The organism is Frankia sp. BMG5.60, assembly GCF_059428125.1.
The window spans coordinates 591390-611272 of the sequence record NZ_CM182091.1; the positions used below are offsets into that span (position 1 = coordinate 591390).

Genomic DNA, 19883 nt, shown 5'->3' on the forward strand with positions numbered 1-19883 from the left:
GCTTCACGTCACGGACCGCCACTCCGGCGAGTCGTCAGACAATCACACTCCGTACACCACGTCCGTGGACTCCACTGGGGCCGAGCTTCGAGCGGCCCGGCGGCGAGGTATGCAACCACCGCCAGGTCGGCGGCGCCAAGTCCACGGAGTCGGGTAGGGCGGCCGGGGCGGGCGGGGTTCCGGCGCCCGGCTGGGCGGCACCGGTCGGCGCGACCACGCCGCCGGTTTCGCCAGCGCCGGCGTCGACGAGACCGGCGGGGGCGCCGGGACGGGCCAGAGCCCGGCGGTGCGCGGCGCGATGCTCGCGGATGGCGCGACGCAGCCGGTCGGCTGCGCTGCGCGTCACCGCGGCGAGCTGCCGGTCGAATGCGGCCAGCTGCTCGTCGCACTGTGTGATGGCCAGGAGGTCCTCTGGGCTGTGCCCACGTTCTGGAGCATTACGCAGCGTGGACATCCAGTGCAGGCAGGGGTTGTACAGGCTGGCGCCGTCGAGCAGCGGCATGAGCCGCTCGGCCACCAGGCGCAGGTCGGCGTCGGAGAGTTCCTCGGCGCCGCCCGATTGCCCCAGTACCCGCATCGACTCCTCGATGTTGCGCCGGACATAGTCCTCGAAGGACAACTCGGGGGAACGCCCGTACGGGCAGTCTGTCGCGGTCGGAAAAGCCTTGTGATACAGCTCGGCGCAGGTCTCGATCCGGGCCTGTTGTTCCGCCACGGGAAATCCGAGTCGTATCTCCGTCTCCAGGTAGGACCAGCGCTGCGACGGCGCCCCTGAACCATCACGGAAGAAGCGGCCGATTTTGGCCGCCAGGTTTCGTTGTTCCGCCGTTGTTCCCCTCGGTTGCAGTTCGCGGGCAATCGCACCCAGTGACACTCCGTGCACCTTGTACTGTTCGTACCGGTGCTGCAGCAGAAGCATGACCGGGGAGCCCACCTGCGTGACCGGCTCCTGCTGCGGCTTACCTGACATCCGCCTTCCTCACTCTCCGTTGGTCACCGGGCACGCATGTCCCGATATTCGATGTGGCACACGGTGCCGTATCGAGCTGGCGTGATCGACCGGCCGCATACCGCACGGGCATGCTGAATGCAGCATTCGATGTCGCATTCTCCGGCGCCGTGGACAGCCTCCCTGACGGTTGATGCAGTGTCTTGCCATGCATTGGCATCGCTCGATAAGAAGAGTACGCACCACTGCGATCGTTGCCGAAGGTGTCGTCTGCGACCGGTTCGAACCCGACCCTTCACGTCGGGGTCGGAACACGTCGGACGCGCTTTAGCGAGGGGAACAGCCACTCATGACACGCCGCCGCCCGCGCACCCGCCCGCGTAGCCCCCGCCAGCCGCGCCCCCCGCACACGCCCCCCACCCGGAGTACCCACACCTGCCCGCTCTCCGCCACCGTCCGCGGCCGGCCCGCACTCCCATGCACCCGCCACCGGCCCTCCGCGGCGCAACGCTGCGTCACCGACAGGGATCGTCGGCCTACGCGGGTGGTCCCCGCACGTGCGCGCCACGGCCGCCGTGACCGCCTTGTCTGCCGTGACCGCACCAGGCGGGGCGGGGGTGGCTGGTGCGGCGGCATGGTGATCGTCGTGTCGTCCGTGGCCGCGGTCGGGCTGGTCCGGATGGGGCTGGCCGATCTCGGTGCCGTCGTCATCCAGCTCTGGGGTGTGGGTGTCGCCTGCGCCGTCGACAGGTTCCGGCGGCGCTGACGAGGCCGCCGGGCGGGCAGGCCGGGACGGCCACCGCCCCCGGGTCCCACCGCCCCCGGGTCCCACCGCCCCCGGGTCCCACCGCCCCCGGGTCCTACAGGCCGACGCGGCCGGAGGGGTTGTCGCGGTCGAACAGGCGTCCGGCGCGGATGTAGCCGTCCAGGGACGCCGAGGAACGCCAGCGGCCCTGGCGCATGATGGAGCGGTCGGCGACGCCGGCGCGGGCGGCGGCGGTGGCGAACCCCGAGCGCAGCGAGTGCCCGGCGAAGTCGGCGGGGTCGAGGCCCGCGGCGGCGACGCGGCGCTGCACGATGCGGGCCACCGACCCGGGGTAGAGCCGGGTGGCGCCGACGTGCCCGTGCCGGCTGACCGCGCGGAACGCCGGGCCCTCGCGCAGCTCGGCCGCATCCGCCCAGGCCCGCCACGCCCGCACCGGGCAGGTCGGCCGGTAGGAGCCGTAGGCGATGCCGACCAGCGCCCCTTCGCCCTCCTGGTCGGTCTTGGACAACCGGATGGTGAGGATGAGACCGTCGGGTGTCTCCACCAGGTCGGCGACGTCGAGGCCGACCAGTTCGCTGCGGCGCAGGCAGCCGGCGAAGCCGATGAGCAGCAGCGCCCGGTCGCGGGCGTCGGCGACGTCGTCGTCGCGCAGGCCCGCCACGACCCGGGTGAGCAGGTCGGTGTCCAGCGCGGTCTTGCGGGTGGGACGCACCCCGCGGGTGCGTCGGATGCCGTCCCAGACGGCGCCGACCTCGGGGGCGGCGGCCGGGTTGGGATGGTGGGCGAGCTGGTGGGCCACGGAGATCGCGGCGAGGCGGCGGCGGATCGTCGAGGGCCGGTAGCCGGCGTCGGCGAGCGTGGCCAGGTAGCCGGCGACGGTGGCCGGGGTCGCCGGCAGGGCGCTGGGTGCGGCCGGTTGGCGGGCGCACCAGGCGCGGAACTGTCGCAGGTCGCTGTCGTAGGCGCGCCACGTCGACGCCGACCGCGACGCGCGGGCGTAGTCGCCGACGCGCGCGGCGAGGTCGGCGGGCAGCGCGAGCGGCGCGGCGCCCCCGGCGGCGGATCCGCCCGGTGCAGGCACGGGCAGCGGCCGTGCGGCGCCAGCGGTGTCGGCGGTGTCGGCGGTGTCGGCGGCATTGTCAGTGCCGGTGTCGGCGGTGTGAGCAGCGGTGTCGGCGGACCGCGCGATCTCGCCGTTCACCGGTGTGCGGATCGGCGGTGAAGCGTCATCGCGGCCTACCTTAGTTCCCACCGCCGCCGCGGACGGCTGGGGTCGTCCGGCCGGCGGTCCGCCTGATCGGCGGGCGGGCGGCCCGCCCGCGACGGGACGAAAACTTGTCGGAGGTCGGTCCTATCGTCGTCGCCGTGGGCGTTCGCCGGCCGCCGCCACCGCGGCGGCCGCAGACGGAAGGGCGGCTGATGCACCAGGTGGATCCGCGGGCGGAGCAGATCGAACGCGGCCTCGAACTGGCCCGCGGCGGCCGGCGGCAGGCCGCCCGCGGCCTGCTCGCTGCCGTGTGGCGGCAGCTCAGCCCGGTCGACGACGCGCCGCTGCGCGCCGACTGCGCCCTGGCGATGGCGGCCCTGCAGGACGATCAGCACGACCGGCTCGCCTGGCTGCTGCGGGCGCTGCACGCCGGCGAGCAGGTGCGCGAGTCCTACGTGGCGCGCCGCGGGCTGCCACTGCCGCTGCCGGCGTTCTACCCGACCGTGCTGCGCGACCTCGCCGACGCCTACCGGCTGGTCGGCGACGACGTCGGCGCCCGCGTCTGCGAGCAGCGCGTCGCCGCGGGGGTCGCCGGGATTCGCCGGCTCGGCGACGTCGCGCTGCGGGAGATCGCCGCGTTCGCCGTGTCCCGGATGACGGGGCGCCACGGCGTGCCCATGCCGGTGCAGGACCCGTGGGCCCGCTGACCCCGCCCGCCGCGGCGGCGGGCGGCGGACCGGCGGGACGGGTGCCCCACAGGTGGCGGTCGGGTAGGGTCGGCGGCGGAACTCCGCTTGCCGTGCTCCACGCACCACGTCGCAGAGGGAGCCGGCTCCTCGCCCGGGCGAGGAGGAGGTGGCGACAGCGCTGTCTGCTGCCCACCTTTGGAGAGATCATCATGGACCTCGGTCTCGGTCTGCCCATCAGTGACCCCGCCCGCCTGCTCGACTGGGCCGTCCGCGCGCAGGCGGCCGGTTTCGACTCCCTGGCGCTGCTCGACCGGCTCACCTTCGACAATCCCGAACCGCTCGTCGCGCTGGCCACCCTCGCCGGTGCCACCACCGGCATCCGCCTGCAGACCGAGGTCCTGCTCGGCCCGCTGCGGGCCACCGCGCTGCTGGCCAAGCAGGTCGCCACCGTCGACCGCATGTCCGGCGGCCGATTCGTTCTCGGGGTCGGCGTCGGCGGCCGCGCCGACGACCACGCTGCGGCGGGGACGCCGATGCACCGCCGCGGGCGGATCCTCGACGACCAGCTCGTCGCCCTGCGCGCGATCTGGGCCGGGCAGCCCCACCGCGGCGCGGCGATCGGCCCGCGCCCGGCGACACCGGGTGGCCCGCCGATCCTCGTCGGCGGGTTCGCCCCGGCGGCGCTGCGCCGTGCCGCGCTGCACGGCGACGGTTTCGTCTGCGCGGCGCCGCTGGCCTGGGCCGGGCCCTTGGTCCGCGCGGTCGGCGAGCAGTGGGCCGCCGCCGGGCGCGCCGGGCGGCCGCGGCTGGTCTGCCAGGTCAACGTGGCCGTCGGCGGGCCGGACACGCTCAGCCGTGCCCGCCGGGCCATCGCGGCCTACTACGCCTTCACCGGACGGCCGGGGTGGGGCGAGCCGCTGCACGACCCTGCCGAGATCGTCGACACGGTCGCCGCCTACGCCGAGTTCGGCGCCGACGAGCTGGTGCTCTACTGCTACGCCGACGACCCCGCGCAGGTCGACACCCTCGCCGCCCTCGTGCGCTGAGCCCGCCGCCCGCCGGCGGGAGCCTCGCCGGGCCGGCCACCGTCACCGGCTCGGCGGAGGCTACGAACCCCGCCGCTCCCCCGTGGCGCGGCGGCGGGCCAGGCGGCGCAGGCCATGGGCGGCCAGCCCGGCGGCGAGCAGCCCGAGGCCGCCGAGCACCGCCGTGACGGGCAGGGCGAACGCCAGCAGCGCGCAGCCGACCAGCCCGGCGGCGGGCACCGCATGCGGGGGGCGGCCCTCCTCGGCGCGCAGCGTCCAGGCGCTGGCGTTGGCGACCGCGTAGTAGACCAGCACCCCGAAGGAGGACAGCCCGATCGCCGCCCGCAGGTCCGCCAGCCCCGCCAGCACGGCGACGACCGCGCCGACGGCCAGCTCCGCGTGATGCGGCACGCCGACCCGGGGGGCGACCGCGGCCAGCGTGGCGGGCAGATGCCCGTCGCGCGCCATCGCCAGGGTCGTGCGCGACACCCCGAGGATCAGCGCGAGCAGCGACCCGGCGGCGGCCAGCACCGCTCCGACCCGCACGACCCCGGCGAGCCCCCCGGCGCCGGCGGCGTGCACGGCGTCGGCCAGCGGGGCGCCCGCCGAGGCCAGCCGCTGCGGACCGAGCACGGCCAGCGCCGCGACGGCGACCAGCAGGTAGACGACGAGGGTGATCGCCAGCGCGGTCGCGACGGCGCGGGGGATCGTGCGCGTCGGGTCGCGGACCTCCTCGCCGAGGGTGGCGATGCGGGCGTAGCCGGCGAAGGCGAAGAACAGCAGCCCGCCGGCGCGCAGCACCCCGCCGGCCGTCACCGCCGCCCCGTCACCGCCCGCCCCGAGGCGGGCAAGGTCGGCGGCGCCCGAGGTCAGGCAGGCCACGACGACCGCGGCGAGCACCGCGAGCACCACCGCGACGATCAGCCGGGTCAGCAGCGCGCTGCGATGCACCCCGGCGAGGTTGGCCGCGGTCAGCGCGACGACCGCGGCGACGGCCACCGCATGCCGGTGCGCCGGCCAGGCGTACTCGCCGACGGTGATCGCCATCGCCGCGCACGACGCCGTCTTGCCGACCACGAACGCCCAGCCGGCCAGGTACCCCCACAGCTCCCCGAGCCGTTCGCGGCCGTAGACGTAGCTGCCGCCCGACGTCGGGTAGCGCGCGGCGAGGCGCGCCGACGACGTGGCGTTGCAGTAGGCGACGAACGCGGCCAGGCCCAGCGCCGCCAGCAGGCCCGCCCCCGACCCGGCGGCGTGTGCCGCGGGGGCGAAGGCGGTGAACACCCCGGCGCCGATCATCGCCCCGAGCCCGATCATCACCGCGTCACCGGGCCCGAGGCGGCGCACGAGCCGTCCGGGACCGCTCGCCGCACCGTCCGCCGCACCGCTCATCGCACCGCTCGCCGCCACGCCCGTCATCGTGGCGTCCGCGCACCGGGCGCGCATAGGGTGGTTGGCACAACTGACGGAGACCAGTCCGGCCGCCGGGCCGGCCAGCCGCCGAAACGGGTCGGTACCGCCGCCGGTCAGCCGCCGCGGACGGTCATCCCGCGGCGGGCGGCGAGAGCGGCCAGGTCCGGCACGCCGAACTCGGCGGTCAGCTCGTCGAACCGGGCCACCTTGTCCGCGCCGAAGCGGCGGACGTAGCCGCGGTAGGCGTCGACGGTCAGGAAACTCGACGGATGGCTCTTCGAGTGGAACTTGTCGGCGTACATGACCAGCCGTTCCTCGACGGTCTGCGCGACGTAGTCGCCCGGGGGCAGCGGCAGATCACCGGCGGCGATGTCGGCGCGGGTCAGCCCGACGCCGGTGTGGCAGGAGGCGAACCGGCAGACGGTCTCGGGCAGCCCGTCGGCGGCGAGCAGTTCATGGCCGAGCACCCCGTGGCGCACGTACTGGGCGTGATCGAGCTGGCCGGCGTCGTCGTAGAGCCGGTAGACGCCGATGTCGTGCAGCAGCGCCCCGGTGCGCACCAGCCCGCTGTCGGCCTGCGGCGCGGCGCCCGCGGCCAGCAGCCCGGCGGCGATGTCCCACACGATGCGGCAGTGGGTGTGCACGAGGGTGAACGCCGGCTGCGACGGCGCGTGCCGGTGGTGCAGCTCGTCGGCGTCCACGGCGACGTCCCACGACTGCTCCGGCGGCGGCTCCGCGATGACCATGCCAGGACCGTACCGGAGCGCGGGGGGCGACGGATCGGTCATGCCACCCGCTGGGCGCGCCGTGCCCACGCCTGGTCGAGGGTGCGGGTGAACAGGTCCGCCGGGCGCGCCCCGGACACCGCCAGGGTGCGGTCGACGACGACGAACGGCACTCCGGTGACGCGCATGTCGTGGGCGGCACGCTCGTCGGCGAACACCCGCTCGGCGTAGTCGTCGCCGGCCAGGACCCGGCGCACCTCGGCGGCCTGCAGGCCGGCGGCGGTGAACACCTCGACGGCGACGTCGTGGTCGAACACGTCCCGGCCGGCACCGAAATGCGCCTGGTTGAGTGCGCTGACCGCCTCGACCTGCCGGCCCGCCTCGCCGGCCAGGTGCAACACCCGGTGCAGGTCGAAGGTGTTGCCGTTGCGCCGGTCGGACCGGTAGGCCAGGCCCTCCTGGCGGGCGGCGTCGGCGACGCGGTGCTCCATGCCCTCGATCTCGGTCGCCGGCACGTCGCTGAACTTGCGGGCCAGCGCGACGAGCAGCGACTCGGACCGGCCCCGGGGCAGGGTCGGGTTCAGCTCGTAGGAGTGGAAGCGCACCTGCACCTCGTCGCGGTGGGCGAACGCGGCGAGCGCCCGCTCGAACCGGGCCTTGCCGACGTAGCACCACGGGCAGACGACGTCACTCCAGATGTCCACACGCACGGCGGATCACCATCCTCTTCTCGCCGCTTCTCGTCCGCGGCTCCCAGGCTCCGACGATCGGCGCACCGCAGCACGGCGGACCCTCGGCGTCGCCACCGGTTCGAGTGAACACCACCGGCGTTGCGCCGCGGCCTGCCCGCTGCTGATGAACCGCGCACACCGTCCGCGGGAACCCGCGCCGCATGTCGCCGGACGCCGCTGCCCCCGCCCGCCCCGGCCCGGGCCGACCCCGGGCGGGGGCGCGGCGCGGACCGCGTTCGGCACCGTGCTCGGTGAACAGCCGGTCGCGGCATGGTCCGTGCTGTGTGCGTGCGGCGTCGGGATCGGCCCGCACCGCCGGGGCGGGCGCCGCCGGGCGCGGCGCCGACGCCCGGCGCGGCCGGCACCCGGACGGGCGGCGCCGGGCCGGGCCGGTGCCGACGGCGCAGGTCAGCTCGGAGGCGGCGGCCCGAGGGCGGCGGGGGCGTGCCGATCCGCCGCCGCCGGCGCCCGCCGTGGCGCCCGTGCCGCCGGCCGCGGCGGGAATCCGCGCCCGCCCGGTGACGGCCGCCGATTCCCGCGCCTATGGCAGTGCATATGCGCCGCATTTCCGGTCGGTATGCAGGCGCCGCACCACCGGCGGACGCCCCGCCCTGCAACCGGGGACGGCGCCCGCCTGCGTGGGGTGCGCGGCGCGCGAGACCGGTTCGCCCTTGCCACCCCGGACCGGGAGCCACATCCGGTCACCCCCCCGGCGGCGCACACCCCCGCACGCGGGCGGCGCCGCCGCGGCCCGGCCGGTCCGCCGCCGGCGCCCGGCGACGGTGCCGGTCCGGCCGGCGCCTGCCGTGTGGAGTCCGGCTGTATCGCGTCTGGCTGTGTCGCGTCTGGCTGTGTCGCGTCTGGCTGTGTCGCGTCTGGCTCCGTCGCGTCCGACGTCGCCGGGCGAGGGTTGTCGCAGCCTGGGTGGTCACAGCGTTGGTGGTCACAGCGTTCGCCGGGAACTCGGTCACCCGGTGCGCGTAGGCCGACCTCCGGGAGATCGCCGTCGGAGTGCAGATCCCGCCGGGGGAAGGCATGCCCAGCCTGGAGTTCGAGGGGTTGCCCGGCGGAGTCGTCGCCGAGACCATGCACGTCGGGTCCCACACCCAACTGCCTTTGGCCTACGTTCTCTTCGCCGCCATCCACGAGCGCGGACTGCGCCCGCAGGCACCCCTACGCGAGGCGTATCTCGTCGGACCGGCGGAGGCACCGCAAGAAGAACTGATGACCCGGCTGATCATCCCGGTCCGGGAGAGGATGACATGACCACGGTGGTAGACATCGATGCCCGCGGTACGCAGCACTGCGAGACGACAGCCCTGGGAGTGCTGCTGCGCCACCAAGGACTCGATCTGTCGGAGCCCATGCTCTTCGGCCTCGGCTCCGGTCTGTCCTTCATCTACTGGGACAGCAAGAACATGGGCTTCCCTTTTCTCGGGGGACGGGTCAAGGCTTTCGACATCACCAGAAACCTGGCCACCAGGCTCGGGCTGGAACTCCTGGTCCAGGAGACCACATCCCCGCGCAAGGCATGGGAGAACGTGGTGGCCTCCATCCCCTCCCTGTCAGTCTCGGGTGAGACACCCGCTGGGTGCGGGTTGGCTACGGGGGACGTGATCGGAGATCCTTGTGTTCGTGGAGTCAGAGTCGCAGGACCGTCCGGGCGGGTCCTCGCCGCGGCATGATCCGGCGCCGCGTCCGTCGCGGCGAGTGTTCAGCGCTGCGTACAAGCTGCGGATCGTCACCGAGTATGAGAACGCCCCGCATGGGGAGAAAGGAGCGGTCCTGCGTCGGGAGGGTTTGTTCTCCTCGCATCTGGTGGAGTGGACCCGGGCCCGTGACGCGGGGGCCCTGGGCGGAACAGGCACCGCGGCTCTCGGTCCGGAGAAGAAACCCGGGAAATCGGCGGAGCAGATCGAGTTGGAGAAGTTGCGCCGCGAGAACGAACGGCTGAAAAACCGGCTGGCGACGACCGAAACCGCGCTGGATATCATGGGAAAAGCGCGCGCGCTCTTGGAACAGATCTCCGGGAGCGCGGACACCGAACGGCCGTAGACCGGGTGTTGGATGGTGCTTTCGAGGAGCTGCGCGCCGCGGGGGTGCCGGTGAGCCGGGCGTGCTCCCACACGGGCCGGTCACGGGCAACGTATTACCGTCATGCGGCACCAGGCGGCCGGCGCCACGGCCCGTGGCTGGCGCGGACACCGCCGCCGGGCGCGTTGACCAACGTCGAACGCGCCGAGGTGTTGGCGGTCCTGGCGAGCCCGGTCTACCAGGACCTGGCGATTCCGCAGGTCTGGGCACGGGAGCTGGACGCCGGCCGGTACCGGTGCTCGCTGTCGACGATGTACCGCATCGCCCGGGCGGCCGGGCAGACCCGGGAACGCCGCGCCCAGGCGACCCACCCGGCCCGGGTCCGCCCGGAGCTGACCGCGACCGGCCCGGACGAGATCTGGTCGTGGGACATCACCGCGTTGAAAGGACCCGCGAAAGGCGTCTGGTACAAGCTCTACGTGATCCTCGATATCTACTCCCGATATGTGACCGGCTGGCTCGTCGCCGCCGGCGAGGACGCCGTGGTCGCGAAGGATTTCCTCGCCGACGCCATCACGCGGAACGGTACCGCGCCCCGGGCGATCCACGCGGACCGTGGCGGGGCGATGGTCTCGAAGCAGGTATCCGAACTCCTCGCCGATCTCAACGTCCACCGGTCGCATTCCCGGCCACGAACGTCGAATGACAATCCCTATTCCGAGGCGCAGTTCAAGACGCTCAAGTACAGCTACGATTTCCCGGACCGGTTCGGGTCGCTGGCCGACGCCCGGGCGTTCTGTGAGGGGTTCTTCACGGCCTACAACCACGACCATCGCCACTCCGGGATCGGGTTTCACACGCCCGCTTCGGTGCACTTCGGCACCGCCGACGATGTCCAGGCCCACCGCCAGGCCACCCTCGACCGCGCCCACGCCACGCATCCCGAGCGGTTCGCCCGCCGGCCACGGCCACCCCGGCTACCCGAGACCGTGTGGATCAACCAGCCAGTTCCGAGCCAGCCGAGCAACGACCAACTGTCTCATTTGACTTGACACCTACCGATCGACGCCGGCCACCCCGTCGGACTACAGCTCGACAGCTACTACCTGGACTACTTCGAGTCGAAGGTCCACTTCGGCGGCCACGTCGTCGCCATGTACGGCTATGACGGCCGCTGCGCCTACCTGGTGGACACCGACCAGCAAGGCGGAGCGGTATCCACCAGCCTGACCAGCCTCGCCCAGGCCAGGGCCGAGCGCGGCCCGATGACCGCCCAGCACCGGTCCTTCACCCTCACCGCTCAGAGGGACCTACCCTCCGCACATGGGCAGATCATCCCTGCCATCACCGCCTGCGCCCATGCCTTCCTCAACCCGCCCATTGCCAACCTCGGCCACCGAGGCATCGAGAAGGCCGGCAAGCTGGTACGCACATGGTTCCAGCGCACCGCCGCCCCGCAGCGGGACCTGCCGCAGGCTGCCCTGTTGATGGAGAAGGCCGGCACCGGCGGTGCCCTGTTCCGTAACCTCTACCGCGACTTCCTCGCCGAATGCACCGATCTGCTCGACAGTGGCCATCTGCGCACTGCTCACACGCTGTACACCGAGGCAGCCACCCTGTGGACGGAAGTGGCGGCACTGATCAAGAAGGCTGGCGAATCGAGCGAGACGCAGTTCCTCAAACAAGCCAGCACGATCCTTGGCGCTCTTTCGCGCCTTGAGCGTGAGGCTATGCAGGCGTTGTCCTGCCTGGAGGCGTGAGGCAGCGCGCCCCACCGCCAGTCCCGCAGCCGCTGCTCGTGCGCGCGCCGCTCGCCGACGTAGGCCCGATGCAGGTCGTCGACGAGCAGCCGTGTCCGGGCGGTTGCCCGCGCGTTCGGCGAGGCGCCGCCGTGGGCGCGGCAGACCCTGCCGCCCCGGATCGCCCACGCCCCGCCCATCGGTTCACCGCGATCGCCGAGCGGCCCGGTGCGCACGACTGGCCGAGGCGGCGCGGGCGGTGCTGGGTGAACGACACGAACTCGTGCCCAGCCTACTGGCATACCAGCAGGCCAGGACGCATCACGCTCCCCGACGCCCGCCGTGAGCGCGACGGCGACCCGCGGCTGCGCCGCGCAGGGAGAGCAGGTGGACTGCGGCGGCGGTGCTCAGCGTGACCCGGCGGGCCGGCCGTCCACCGCGCCGTCCGCGGCCGAAGCCGGCCCGGCGACCGTTGCGGCGGCGCCGGGAGCGGCCAGGGAGGGCGGGGCGGGGGCCACCGCCGCGGCGTCGGCGGCCGGGGCCGGCGGCGGCACGGCCGGCGCGGCTGGGCTCACGGCGGCGGGGTGCACGGGTGCGGCGGGGGTCGCGGCGGCCGGGGCCGCGTCGTCGTCGTCGTGCAGGCCCTTGATCTCGGACTTGAAGATCCGCAGCGAGCGGCCCAGGGAGCGGGCGGCGTCGGGGAGCTTCTTCGCCCCGAACAGCACCACGACGACGACGATGATGATGAGCAGCTCAGGCGTACCGATGTCACCCACGAAAACCATCCTACGGACGGGGTCGGACCCACCGCCGGCCCTGAGGGCATGCTACGGCCGCCCGCACCGCCGTGGCGACGGGCGGGGCATCCGGCGGCCCGCCCTGGCGGCCGTCCGAGCGGGGCCGTCCGAGCCGGGTCACACCCGCCGCTGCGGCCAGGGGTCCCATCCGCCGCGGGTGCCCTGTCGTCAGCCTGACCGGCGAGGTGATGTTTGACGGATCGTCGGCGGCGGGTACATCGCGGTCGATCTCATCGCCGATCATCGGCAACCCCGCCGCTGATCCTCATCTGTCGGAGGCCCGCTGTGCTCTGGACCCTCATCACCTGGGTGGTACTCGGTCTCATCGCGGGGGCCGTGGCCCGCCTGCTCGTGCCCGGACCCGATCCGATGAGCATCCCCGCAACGATCCTGCTGGGCGTCGTCGGCTCGTTCGTCGGCGGTTTCCTCGGCTACGTCCTGTTCGACAAGGACTTCGGCGAAGGGGCGTTGCAGCCCTCGGGCGTCGTCGGGTCCATCCTCGGCGCCATCGTCGTGCTGCTCGTCTGGCGGGCGGTGGGCGGACGCCGCCACGCGCTGCACCGCTGACCCGCCGCAACTCGGCTGACCCGCCGCCTCCCGGCCGCGACCTCAGGCCCGGCCCCCCGCTCCCGGGGTGCCGGGCCTCGTCGGTGCCGGACCGGCTCGTCCTGCCCGGGTCGGCTCCGCGGACCCGCTGTCAGGCCGCGTGGATCAGAGCAGTTCGGCGGCCAAGGCGCGCCATTCCTCGACGGTGGGACGGCCCGTGCGGGTGACCAGGTCGACGTCGGCGGAGATGACCTGCACCGCGACGTGGTCGGCGCCAGCGTCGAGATGGTCGCGCACACGCTGCGCGGCCTGCGCGGGGGTGCCCCAGGCGTAGAGGGCGTCGACGAGCCGGTCGCTGCCCGACCCGGCGACGTCGTCGGCGTCAAAGCCCAGTGCCTGCAGGTTGGCGACGTAGTTGGGCATGGCCAGGTAGTAGTGCAGGTTCGACCGGGCCAGCTCGCGGGCGTCGCCGGGATCGGTGGCCAGCACGACCTTCTGGTCGGGGGCGAGCAGCACACCGTCGCCGAGTGCCGCGCGGGCGGCGACGGTGTACTCGGGGGTGACCAGGTAGGGATGGGCGCCGCGGGCGCGGCGCGCGGACAGCTCGAGCGCCCGGGGTCGCAGCGCGGCGAGGACCCGTGCCTGGGCCGGGACCGGATCGTCGGCGCCGTCCAGCCCGTCGAGGAACTGCGCGAGGTGGGCCAGCGGCCGGGTGTATTCGCGGCCGAGCGCCTCGGCGACCCGGGCGTGGCTGATGCCGAGTCCGAGCAGGAACCGGTCCGGGTACGCGGCGTCGAGGCGATGGTAGGCGGCGGCGAGCGGGGCCGGCTCGGTCGTCCACACGTTGACGATCCCGGTGGCCACGGCCAGCCGGCCGCTGGCGGCGAGCACCTGCTCGGGCAGGGTCAGGTCCGCCGGAGCGGCGCCGATCCACAGCGCGCCGTAGCCGAGGGTGTCCAGCTCCGCCGCCGCCGCGGCGACGGCGTCCGGTTCGGTCCAGGCGAACGACGGCGACCACACGCCCACGCGCCCCAACAACACCGCCATGACGATCCTCCTCACCTCCGCGCCGCTGCCGGCGCGGCCCCGGGCCCTCGCTCGGCCCGGACACCCCTCACGATGTGTTCGATGGTCACCGAACACACCGCCTAGTGTACGACGGCGATCGAACAGGGCGGGCGGGGCGCGCAACCGCGACCTCGGCAGCCCACATCCCTCCCCCGTCACCGTCCGCCTCCACCATCCGCCCTCCGCCCGGCGGCCGGTCGCACGGCCGGCGCGCAGCGCCGGACCGCGGGGGCCGGCAGGCGGCCCGTCCGTCGGCCGGTAGAGTCGCTCCCGGACGGTGCCCGCCCTGCGGCGGCCGCCGGCGGCGGTGGGGCCCGCCGTAGTCCAACCGCGGCAGCGCGCCGCCAACGGTCCCTGCGTGTACACGGCTTGCGCCCGGCCCCGCCGGTCGGGCGCCCACGCAGGGAGGAACCGCATGGCCGAGCGGCCCGCACCGCACCGCGCGGCCCGCGCGCGGCCCGCAACCCCCACCCATCTCGAGGCCGTGACCGATCCCGAGGCCGTGACCGATCCTGGGGTTCCCACTGCCACTGCCGCGGCCGATCCCGACGTCGACCTGCACCTGCCGGCACAGCGCGCCGAACTGCGCGCCCGGCCGGTGCCGCTGCTGGGCTCGATCGCCGCCGGCGGCGCCCTCGGGGCCAGCGCCCGCTACGCCGCGGCGCTGGCCTGGCCGACCCAGCCCGGCGCGTTCGGCTGGACCACCATGGCGGTCAACGCCGTCGGCTGCGCGGCGATCGGCGTGCTCATGGCCCTGCTGGCCGCCGGCCGCCTCGCCCACCCGCTGGCCCGCCCGTTCCTCGGCACCGGGATCCTCGGCGGGTTCACCACCTTCTCCACCTACGCCGTCGACGTCGAAGGGCTCCTCGACGACGGTCGGCCGCGTGCGGCCCTGGCCGCCCTGGCGCTGACCCCGACCGTGGCGCTCGTCGCGGTGTGGGCGGCCACGGCCGCGACCCGCCGGCTGCTGCCACCCGGGCGGCGACGGCGGTGAGCTGGCTGCTGGTGATCCTCGGCGCGGCGGTGGGCGCCCCGCTGCGCTACCTCACCGACCGGGCCGTGCAGGCCCGCCACGACAGCCCGCTGCCCTGGGGCACGTTCACGGTGAACACGGTGGCCAGCGCCGTGCTCGGACTGGTCACCGGCGCGGTCGCCGCCGGCGCCGCCTCGACGCGGGTGGCGCTGCTGGTCGGCACCGGGCTGTGCGGGGCGCTGAGCACCTACTCGACGCTGTCCTACGAGATCCTGCGCCTGGTCGAGGGCGGCCGCCACCGCCTCGCCGCCCTCACCGTCGCCGCCAGCCTGCTCGCCGGTGTCGGCGCCGCCGCGGCCGGCGTGGCCCTCGCCCGCGCCCTGTGGGGATGACCGCGTCCGCCACGCCCGGACATGTCCCCCACCCGCCGCCCCGAGCGCGCACCCGCCGATCCGGTGGGCGGGGTCGGTCGCGCCCGGCGGCCCCGCCCGGACCTACCCTTCTGCCCGTGCAGACGCCGACCCCCTTGCGCCGCGGCGGCGCCCGGCCCGCCACCCGCGTCCCACCGACCCCGGAACGCCACCCGGCCCACCACCTGGCCGCTCGCCCCGGACGCCGCCCGCCATGCCACCCGCCTTGCCACCCGCCATGCCACCCGCCATGCCACCCGGGACGCCGCGTGCGGCGCCGGCCGCTGCCCACGCCGATGACCCTGGCCGTGGCCGGGGCCCTGATGTGCGGGCTGCTCGCGGGCTGCCATTCCGGCGCCGGCGCCGACGGCCCCACCCGCGCGGACGCCGCGGCCCGCCCCGCCCCGGCGGCCACGACCCCCGCGTCGTCCTTCCCCGCGGCCGCCGCGGCGCCCCCGCGGCCCCCCGCCGTGGCGCCCGCGGCGGCGACGCCGTACTGCGGGGCCAGCCGCTACGTCGAGGAGATCGTCGTCGAACAGTGGACCGACGGCCGGCTGCGGATCTCGGTGCGGCCCACCTCCGCCGCCCGCCACGCCGACCGCCGCGAAGCCACCGACGCGATCTGGACGGCCATCGGCGGCTGCGTGACCACGCTGCCCACCCTCGGCCGCGACGTCACCGACAGCCTGCACGCCCAACTGACCTGTCACCAGGAACTGGCCCTGATCCCCGCGCTGGGCGGCGGTCGGGGGTACGCCACCGGCGACACCTATGACCTGGAGAGCTGGCGGCCGATGATGCGACCGAACTCGATGTCGACGTGGATCTCCACCCGCTGCGGCAACACCCTCGGCACCGACCCCACCGGCCCACCCGCCCGCGTCTGGCGGCCCGACGGCGTCGCACCCCGGCACACCGTCGCCGGCGAGCACGCCTGACGCGCGCGTCCGCCGGCCCGCGGCGCTACGACAGGCCGCCGAGGCGTCACGTCGGCGGCCTGTGATCCGTCAGGGTTGCGACACCCCGCGACGACGGAAGGCGATCATGGACGAGCAGGTACGAGACGGCGCCCAGGAGCTGCTCGCGGCCCGGTTCGAGGCGCACCGCGGCCAGTTGCGGGCGGTCGCCTACCGCATGCTCGGCTCGCTGGCCGAGGCCGACGACGCCGTGCAGGAGGCGTGGCTGCGCCTGAGCCGCACCGACAGCGACGCCGTGACCAACCTCGGCGGCTGGCTGACGACCGTCGTCGGGCGGGTGTGCCTGGACATGCTGCGTTCGCGCACCGCGCGCCGCGAGGATCCCCTCGACGACCTCGTCCGCCTGCCCGACCCGATCGTCAGCCACGCCGACGGCGTCGACCCCGCCCAGCAGGCGCTGATCGCCGACGCGGTCGGCCTGGCCCTGCTCGTGGTCCTGGAGACCCTCGGCCCGGCCGAACGGCTCGCGTTCGTGCTGCACGACATGTTCGCCGTCCCCTTCGACGACATCGCCCCGATCGTCGGGCGTTCCCCGGCGGCGACCCGTCAGCTCGCCAGCCGGGCCCGGCGCCGGGTGCAGGGGGCGCCCACCACGCCCGACGTGGACCTGGCCCGCCAGCGCACCGTCGTCGACGCCTTCCTCGCCGCCGCCCGCGGTGGGGACTTCGACGCCCTCGTCGCCGTGCTCGACCCCGACGTCGTGCTGCGCGCCGACCGGGGCGCCGCCGGGATGGGGGCCGCCGGCTCCGGGCGGACCCGCGGGGCACGCGCCGTCGCCGCCCGGGCGCTGACGTTCCGCCGCTTCGGCCGCGCCGCCCGCCCGGCGCTGGTCAACGGCACCGCGGGGCTGGTGACGATGAGCGGCGGGCGGCCGTTCGCCGTCATGGGCTTCACGATCAGCGGGGGTCGCATCACCGAGATCGACATCCTCGCCGACCCCGACCGCCTGCGCTCCCTGGACCTCGACCTGCTCACCTGAGCCCGCCGCGGCGCCACCTCGCCCAGCTCACGGCAGCGCCCAGCTCACGGCAGCGCCCAGCTCACGGCAGCGCCCAGCTCACGGCAGCGCCCAGCTCACGGCAGCGCCCAGCTCACCGCCGCGCTGGACCTGCCCTGACTCTGCGTACGGCCGCCCCACCGCCTACGGCCGGGCAACGCTCGCGGAAATTTCGGGACGCCGGGCAACCTGGAGGCGGCCCGCCGGCCTTTGTAGGGCGAGGGAGGTCGTGTTGCACACGGACGAGGGCGACGACGGCGGGTTCACGGCGTACTTCACGCCGCGGGCCGGCGAGCTGTTGCGGTTCGCCTATCTGCTGACCGGCGATGCCGGCGAGGCGGAGGACCTGACCCAGACCACGCTGACCCGCGTGTTCGTCGTCTGGCCGCGGGTGCGCGGCCACGACCGGCCCGACGCCTACGCCCGCCGGGTGATGGTCAACGCCAATACCCACCGGGTTCCGTCGCCGGGTCCGCCACGTGCTCGTCGACGTGCCGCCGGAGCGTGCGGAGCCGTCGGCGCAGCTCGCCGCCGTCGAGGACCGGGCGGGGCTTGCCGCGGCGCTCGCCATGCTGCCGCCGCGGCAGCGGGCCGTCGTCGTGCTGCGCTACTGCGAGGACCTGTCCGAGGCCGCGGTGGCCGCGCTGCTGCGCTGGTCGGTCGGCACGGTGAAAAGTCAGGCCGCGAAGGGCCTCGCCAAGTTACGCATCCACCCCGCGATCGCCGGCGTCGCCGCCCCACCAGCCCCACCAGCCCCACCAGGCCCACCCCAGGTCGGACCCCCCGTGGGCCTGCGGGATCGGGCACCCCTCGCTCCACGCAAGGAGGCACCGTCAACGGACCCGCCGCCGTCCCGGACCTCACCGCAGTCCCCGACCTCACCGCAGTCCCCGACCTCACCGCAGTCCCCGACCTCACCACCGTCCCCGACCTCACCGGCATCAACGGCCCGATCCTCTGGTCAGGCCCTCGCCATGACCTGACGAAGCCGCCCACGAGGCCTGTCGAGGTGGTCAGCTCGGGCGACGACGGGTCCGGCCGGCTCGGCGAGTGGAACGCGCGGCGGTGGGCCGTCGGCCAGGTGTCCCCCCAGGTCGCCCTGCTCGTCGCCGTGCTCCCGACCGGGGACGCCGTCGTGGTTCCCTTCGAGCCCTCGACCGGCGCGTTCATCACCCGCATCCAGGTCACGACCCCGGATCTCGCCCGGTACCAGGCCCTCGGCCGGATGCCGCTGACGTTCTACGCCGACAACTCCGCCGGCACTCTGCTCGCCCGGTCCACGCCCACCCCATGCGGCCAGGTGCCGGTGTGCGACACGGGATCGGCAACCCAGACCGCCGTGCCCCTGCCCTCGCTCTCGTCCTGGCCGCCGGTGACGCCGGCCTCGCCCACGGGCGGCCCGGCCGCCCCCGCGACCCCCGCCACTGGCTAGACGCGGCACAGGGGTGGCGCCATCGTCCGATTCCCTTTCCTGTACCTACTGGTATGTACACTGGTCGGGTGGACGCGGCGGAGCGGCTGATCGAGAGCACGCGGGTGCTGCTGTGGGAACGCGGGTACGTCGGGACGAGCCCGCGGGCGATCCAGGCGCACGCCGGGGTCGGGCAGGGCAGCATGTACCACCACTTCGACGGCAAGGCGGCGCTGGCACGGGCGGCGATCGAGCGGACCGCCGCGCAGCTGCGGGCGGCGGCCGACGCCCAGCTCGGCGCCGACGGGCCGGCGCTCGCCCGCATCGAGACCTACCTGCGCCGCGAGCGGGACGTGCTGCGCGGCTGCCCCGTCGGCCGGCTCACCCAGGACCCCGACGTGATGGCCGACGCCGAGCTGCGCCGCCCGGTCGAGCAGACGTTCACCTGGCTGCGCGCGCGCCTGGGCGCCGTGCTCGCCGAGGGGACGGCCGCCGGCGAGCTCGTCGGGCTCGACGCGGCGGTCACGGCCGCCACGATCGTCGCGGTGCTGCAGGGCGGGTACGTGCTGGCCCGCGCCGCCGGCGGCGATGCGCCGTTCGTCCAGGCCGTCGACGGCCTGCTCGCCCTGCTGGCGGCCCACACCGCACCGGCGGCACCCACCGGCTAGCGACCAGGACAGGACGCAGACATGTACGCGATGCAGTACGAGATCACCCTGCCCGCCGACTACGACATGGAGATCATCCGTCGCCGGGTCGCCGACACCGGCCATGCCCTCGACGACCGGGCCGGGCTCGCCCTGAAGACGTACGCGATCCGCGAGCGCGGCGTCGCGGGTGCCGCGGTGAACCAGTACGCGCCGTTCTACCTGTGGCACGACGCCGGCGCGATGGGCCGTTTCCTCGTCGGCGGCGGCGGCTTCGACCGGATCATCCGCTCCTTCGGCCGCCCGGCGGTCGCCCACGGCACCGTCCTCGCCGTCGTCCCCGGCCCGGCGTCGGACACCGGGCCGGCGTCGGACACCGGGCCGGCTCGTCCCAGGGACGCGGGCGCGCCGCCGCCGGCCACCTCGGCCGCGGCGCCGACCGCGGCCTCGCGGCGGGTCAGCGCGCTGCCCGCCGACGCCGACGCGCGCGACGACGGCTCGGGCTCGGGGCTCGCCGCCCACGTCGCCGGCGAGATCGACGCGCTCGCGGCCCTGGCCGGCCGCGCCGGCGTCCGCACCGCCGCGCTCACCCTGGACCCCCGCCGCTGGGAGCTGACGCGGTTCGTGCTGTGGGCCGACGCCGCGGCCGCCGCCGGAGACGGCGAGGCCACCGAGCGCTACGAGGTGCTGCACGTGTCCGCGCCGGGCGCGGCACCGCTGCCCAGCGGCCGCGGCTGGTAGCCCGCCGGGCCGCTGCCCCGACCGGGGCCGGCGGCTGC

At 75.0% G+C, this 19883-nt stretch carries 23 protein-coding genes and 1 pseudogene; 17 read left to right on the forward strand and 7 right to left on the reverse strand.

Features of this window, described 5'->3' with window-relative positions:
• Positions 1–34: 34 nt before the first annotated feature.
• Entirely contained in the window at positions 35–970 is a 936-nt protein-coding gene (locus tag AC5R91_RS02420) for a hypothetical protein (protein WP_495395444.1), read from the reverse strand.
• 613 nt (positions 971–1583) lie between these two features.
• Between AC5R91_RS02420 and AC5R91_RS02425 the strand changes: the two genes are divergently transcribed.
• Positions 1584–1715, forward strand: coding sequence for a hypothetical protein (locus tag AC5R91_RS02425; RefSeq protein ID WP_495395445.1), 132 nt, complete (start codon positions 1584–1586; stop codon positions 1713–1715).
• Between the two features lie 94 nt (positions 1716–1809).
• Here AC5R91_RS02425 and AC5R91_RS02430 read toward each other — a convergent pair whose 3' ends face one another.
• On the reverse strand, positions 1810–2802 hold the full coding sequence (locus tag AC5R91_RS02430; RefSeq protein WP_495397880.1) for a site-specific integrase: 993 nt from the start codon (positions 2800–2802) through the stop codon (positions 1810–1812).
• A 332-nt stretch (positions 2803–3134) separates the two neighbouring features.
• Here AC5R91_RS02430 and AC5R91_RS02435 point away from each other — a divergent pair, with 332 nt between their 5' ends.
• Positions 3135–3629, forward strand: coding sequence for a hypothetical protein (locus AC5R91_RS02435; protein WP_495395446.1), 495 nt, complete (start codon positions 3135–3137; stop codon positions 3627–3629).
• A 191-nt stretch (positions 3630–3820) separates the two neighbouring features.
• Complete coding sequence (locus tag AC5R91_RS02440; protein ID WP_495395447.1) at positions 3821–4657, forward strand: LLM class flavin-dependent oxidoreductase; 837 nt, start codon at positions 3821–3823, stop codon at positions 4655–4657.
• Positions 4658–4717: 60 nt separating this feature from the next.
• Here AC5R91_RS02440 and AC5R91_RS02445 read toward each other — a convergent pair whose 3' ends face one another.
• The 3 genes from AC5R91_RS02445 to AC5R91_RS02455 form a co-directional block, all read right to left on the reverse strand.
• Positions 4718–6055 carry an APC family permease gene (locus AC5R91_RS02445; RefSeq protein ID WP_495395448.1) on the reverse strand — a complete coding sequence of 446 codons (1338 nt, stop codon included), beginning with the start codon at positions 6053–6055 and terminating at the stop codon, positions 4718–4720.
• Positions 6056–6162: 107 nt separating this feature from the next.
• The gene (locus AC5R91_RS02450) at positions 6163–6795 is read right to left on the reverse strand and encodes an HD domain-containing protein (protein WP_495395449.1); all 633 of its coding nucleotides are present in this window, start codon (positions 6793–6795) and stop codon (positions 6163–6165) included.
• Positions 6796–6833: 38 nt separating this feature from the next.
• On the reverse strand, positions 6834–7484 hold the full coding sequence (locus tag AC5R91_RS02455; RefSeq protein WP_495395450.1) for a DsbA family oxidoreductase: 651 nt from the start codon (positions 7482–7484) through the stop codon (positions 6834–6836).
• A 1032-nt stretch (positions 7485–8516) separates the two neighbouring features.
• On the opposite strand from AC5R91_RS02455, the gene AC5R91_RS02460 reads away from it, so the two are divergent.
• The 5 genes from AC5R91_RS02460 to AC5R91_RS02480 are packed head-to-tail and all read left to right on the forward strand — an operon-like array spanning position 8517 to position 11299.
• Positions 8517–8771, forward strand: coding sequence for a GyrI-like domain-containing protein (locus AC5R91_RS02460; protein ID WP_495395451.1), 255 nt, complete (start codon positions 8517–8519; stop codon positions 8769–8771).
• Positions 8768–9190: a BtrH N-terminal domain-containing protein gene (locus AC5R91_RS02465; RefSeq protein ID WP_495395452.1), complete on the forward strand. Its 423-nt coding sequence runs from the start codon at positions 8768–8770 to the stop codon at positions 9188–9190. Before AC5R91_RS02460 ends, AC5R91_RS02465 begins: the two co-directional genes overlap by 4 nt.
• A 25-nt stretch (positions 9191–9215) precedes the next feature.
• On the forward strand, positions 9216–9560 hold the full coding sequence (locus AC5R91_RS02470; protein ID WP_495395453.1) for a hypothetical protein: 345 nt from the start codon (positions 9216–9218) through the stop codon (positions 9558–9560).
• A gap of 5 nt (positions 9561–9565) precedes the next feature.
• Positions 9566–10591 (forward strand): IS3 family transposase, encoded by a 1026-nt coding sequence (locus AC5R91_RS02475; protein ID WP_495392521.1) that lies wholly within the window; start codon positions 9566–9568, stop codon positions 10589–10591.
• A 9-nt stretch (positions 10592–10600) separates the two neighbouring features.
• Entirely contained in the window at positions 10601–11299 is a 699-nt protein-coding gene (locus tag AC5R91_RS02480; RefSeq protein ID WP_495397881.1) for a BtrH N-terminal domain-containing protein, read from the forward strand.
• Between the two features lie 386 nt (positions 11300–11685).
• Here AC5R91_RS02480 and tatA read toward each other — a convergent pair whose 3' ends face one another.
• Positions 11686–12063, reverse strand: a complete 378-nt coding sequence (gene tatA / locus AC5R91_RS02485) for a Sec-independent protein translocase subunit TatA (protein ID WP_495395454.1) — start codon at positions 12061–12063, stop codon at positions 11686–11688.
• Positions 12064–12360: 297 nt separating this feature from the next.
• Here tatA and AC5R91_RS02490 point away from each other — a divergent pair, with 297 nt between their 5' ends.
• Positions 12361–12642 (forward strand): GlsB/YeaQ/YmgE family stress response membrane protein, encoded by a 282-nt coding sequence (locus AC5R91_RS02490; protein ID WP_009738533.1) that lies wholly within the window; start codon positions 12361–12363, stop codon positions 12640–12642.
• Positions 12643–12786: 144 nt separating this feature from the next.
• Here the strand turns inward: AC5R91_RS02490 and AC5R91_RS02495 are convergent, their stop codons facing one another.
• Positions 12787–13668: a TIGR03620 family F420-dependent LLM class oxidoreductase gene (locus AC5R91_RS02495; protein ID WP_495395455.1), complete on the reverse strand. Its 882-nt coding sequence runs from the start codon at positions 13666–13668 to the stop codon at positions 12787–12789.
• A 436-nt stretch (positions 13669–14104) separates the two neighbouring features.
• On the opposite strand from AC5R91_RS02495, the gene AC5R91_RS02500 reads away from it, so the two are divergent.
• The 8 genes and pseudogenes from AC5R91_RS02500 (at position 14105) to AC5R91_RS02535 (ending at position 19845) form a co-directional block, all read left to right on the forward strand.
• A complete protein-coding gene (locus AC5R91_RS02500) occupies positions 14105–14683 on the forward strand; it encodes a fluoride efflux transporter FluC (RefSeq protein WP_495395457.1) in 579 nt (192 codons plus the stop codon).
• On the forward strand, positions 14680–15054 hold the full coding sequence (locus AC5R91_RS02505) for a fluoride efflux transporter FluC (protein WP_495395458.1): 375 nt from the start codon (positions 14680–14682) through the stop codon (positions 15052–15054). The genes AC5R91_RS02500 and AC5R91_RS02505 overlap by 4 nt, the downstream gene beginning before the upstream one ends.
• A gap of 287 nt (positions 15055–15341) precedes the next feature.
• Positions 15342–16010, forward strand: a complete 669-nt coding sequence (locus tag AC5R91_RS02510) for a DUF2599 domain-containing protein (RefSeq protein ID WP_495395460.1) — start codon at positions 15342–15344, stop codon at positions 16008–16010.
• Positions 16011–16116: 106 nt separating this feature from the next.
• Positions 16117–17028 carry a sigma-70 family RNA polymerase sigma factor gene (locus AC5R91_RS02515; RefSeq protein WP_495395461.1) on the forward strand — a complete coding sequence of 304 codons (912 nt, stop codon included), beginning with the start codon at positions 16117–16119 and terminating at the stop codon, positions 17026–17028.
• A gap of 250 nt (positions 17029–17278) precedes the next feature.
• Positions 17279–17825: pseudogene (locus AC5R91_RS02520) on the forward strand (SigE family RNA polymerase sigma factor); the annotation flags it as partial.
• Between the two features lie 230 nt (positions 17826–18055).
• Positions 18056–18478 carry a hypothetical protein gene (locus AC5R91_RS02525; protein ID WP_495395462.1) on the forward strand — a complete coding sequence of 141 codons (423 nt, stop codon included), beginning with the start codon at positions 18056–18058 and terminating at the stop codon, positions 18476–18478.
• Between the two features lie 53 nt (positions 18479–18531).
• Positions 18532–19125 carry a TetR/AcrR family transcriptional regulator gene (locus AC5R91_RS02530; RefSeq protein WP_495395463.1) on the forward strand — a complete coding sequence of 198 codons (594 nt, stop codon included), beginning with the start codon at positions 18532–18534 and terminating at the stop codon, positions 19123–19125.
• Between the two features lie 21 nt (positions 19126–19146).
• Positions 19147–19845, forward strand: coding sequence for a DUF4865 family protein (locus AC5R91_RS02535; RefSeq protein ID WP_495395464.1), 699 nt, complete (start codon positions 19147–19149; stop codon positions 19843–19845).
• Positions 19846–19883 lie beyond the last annotated feature (38 nt).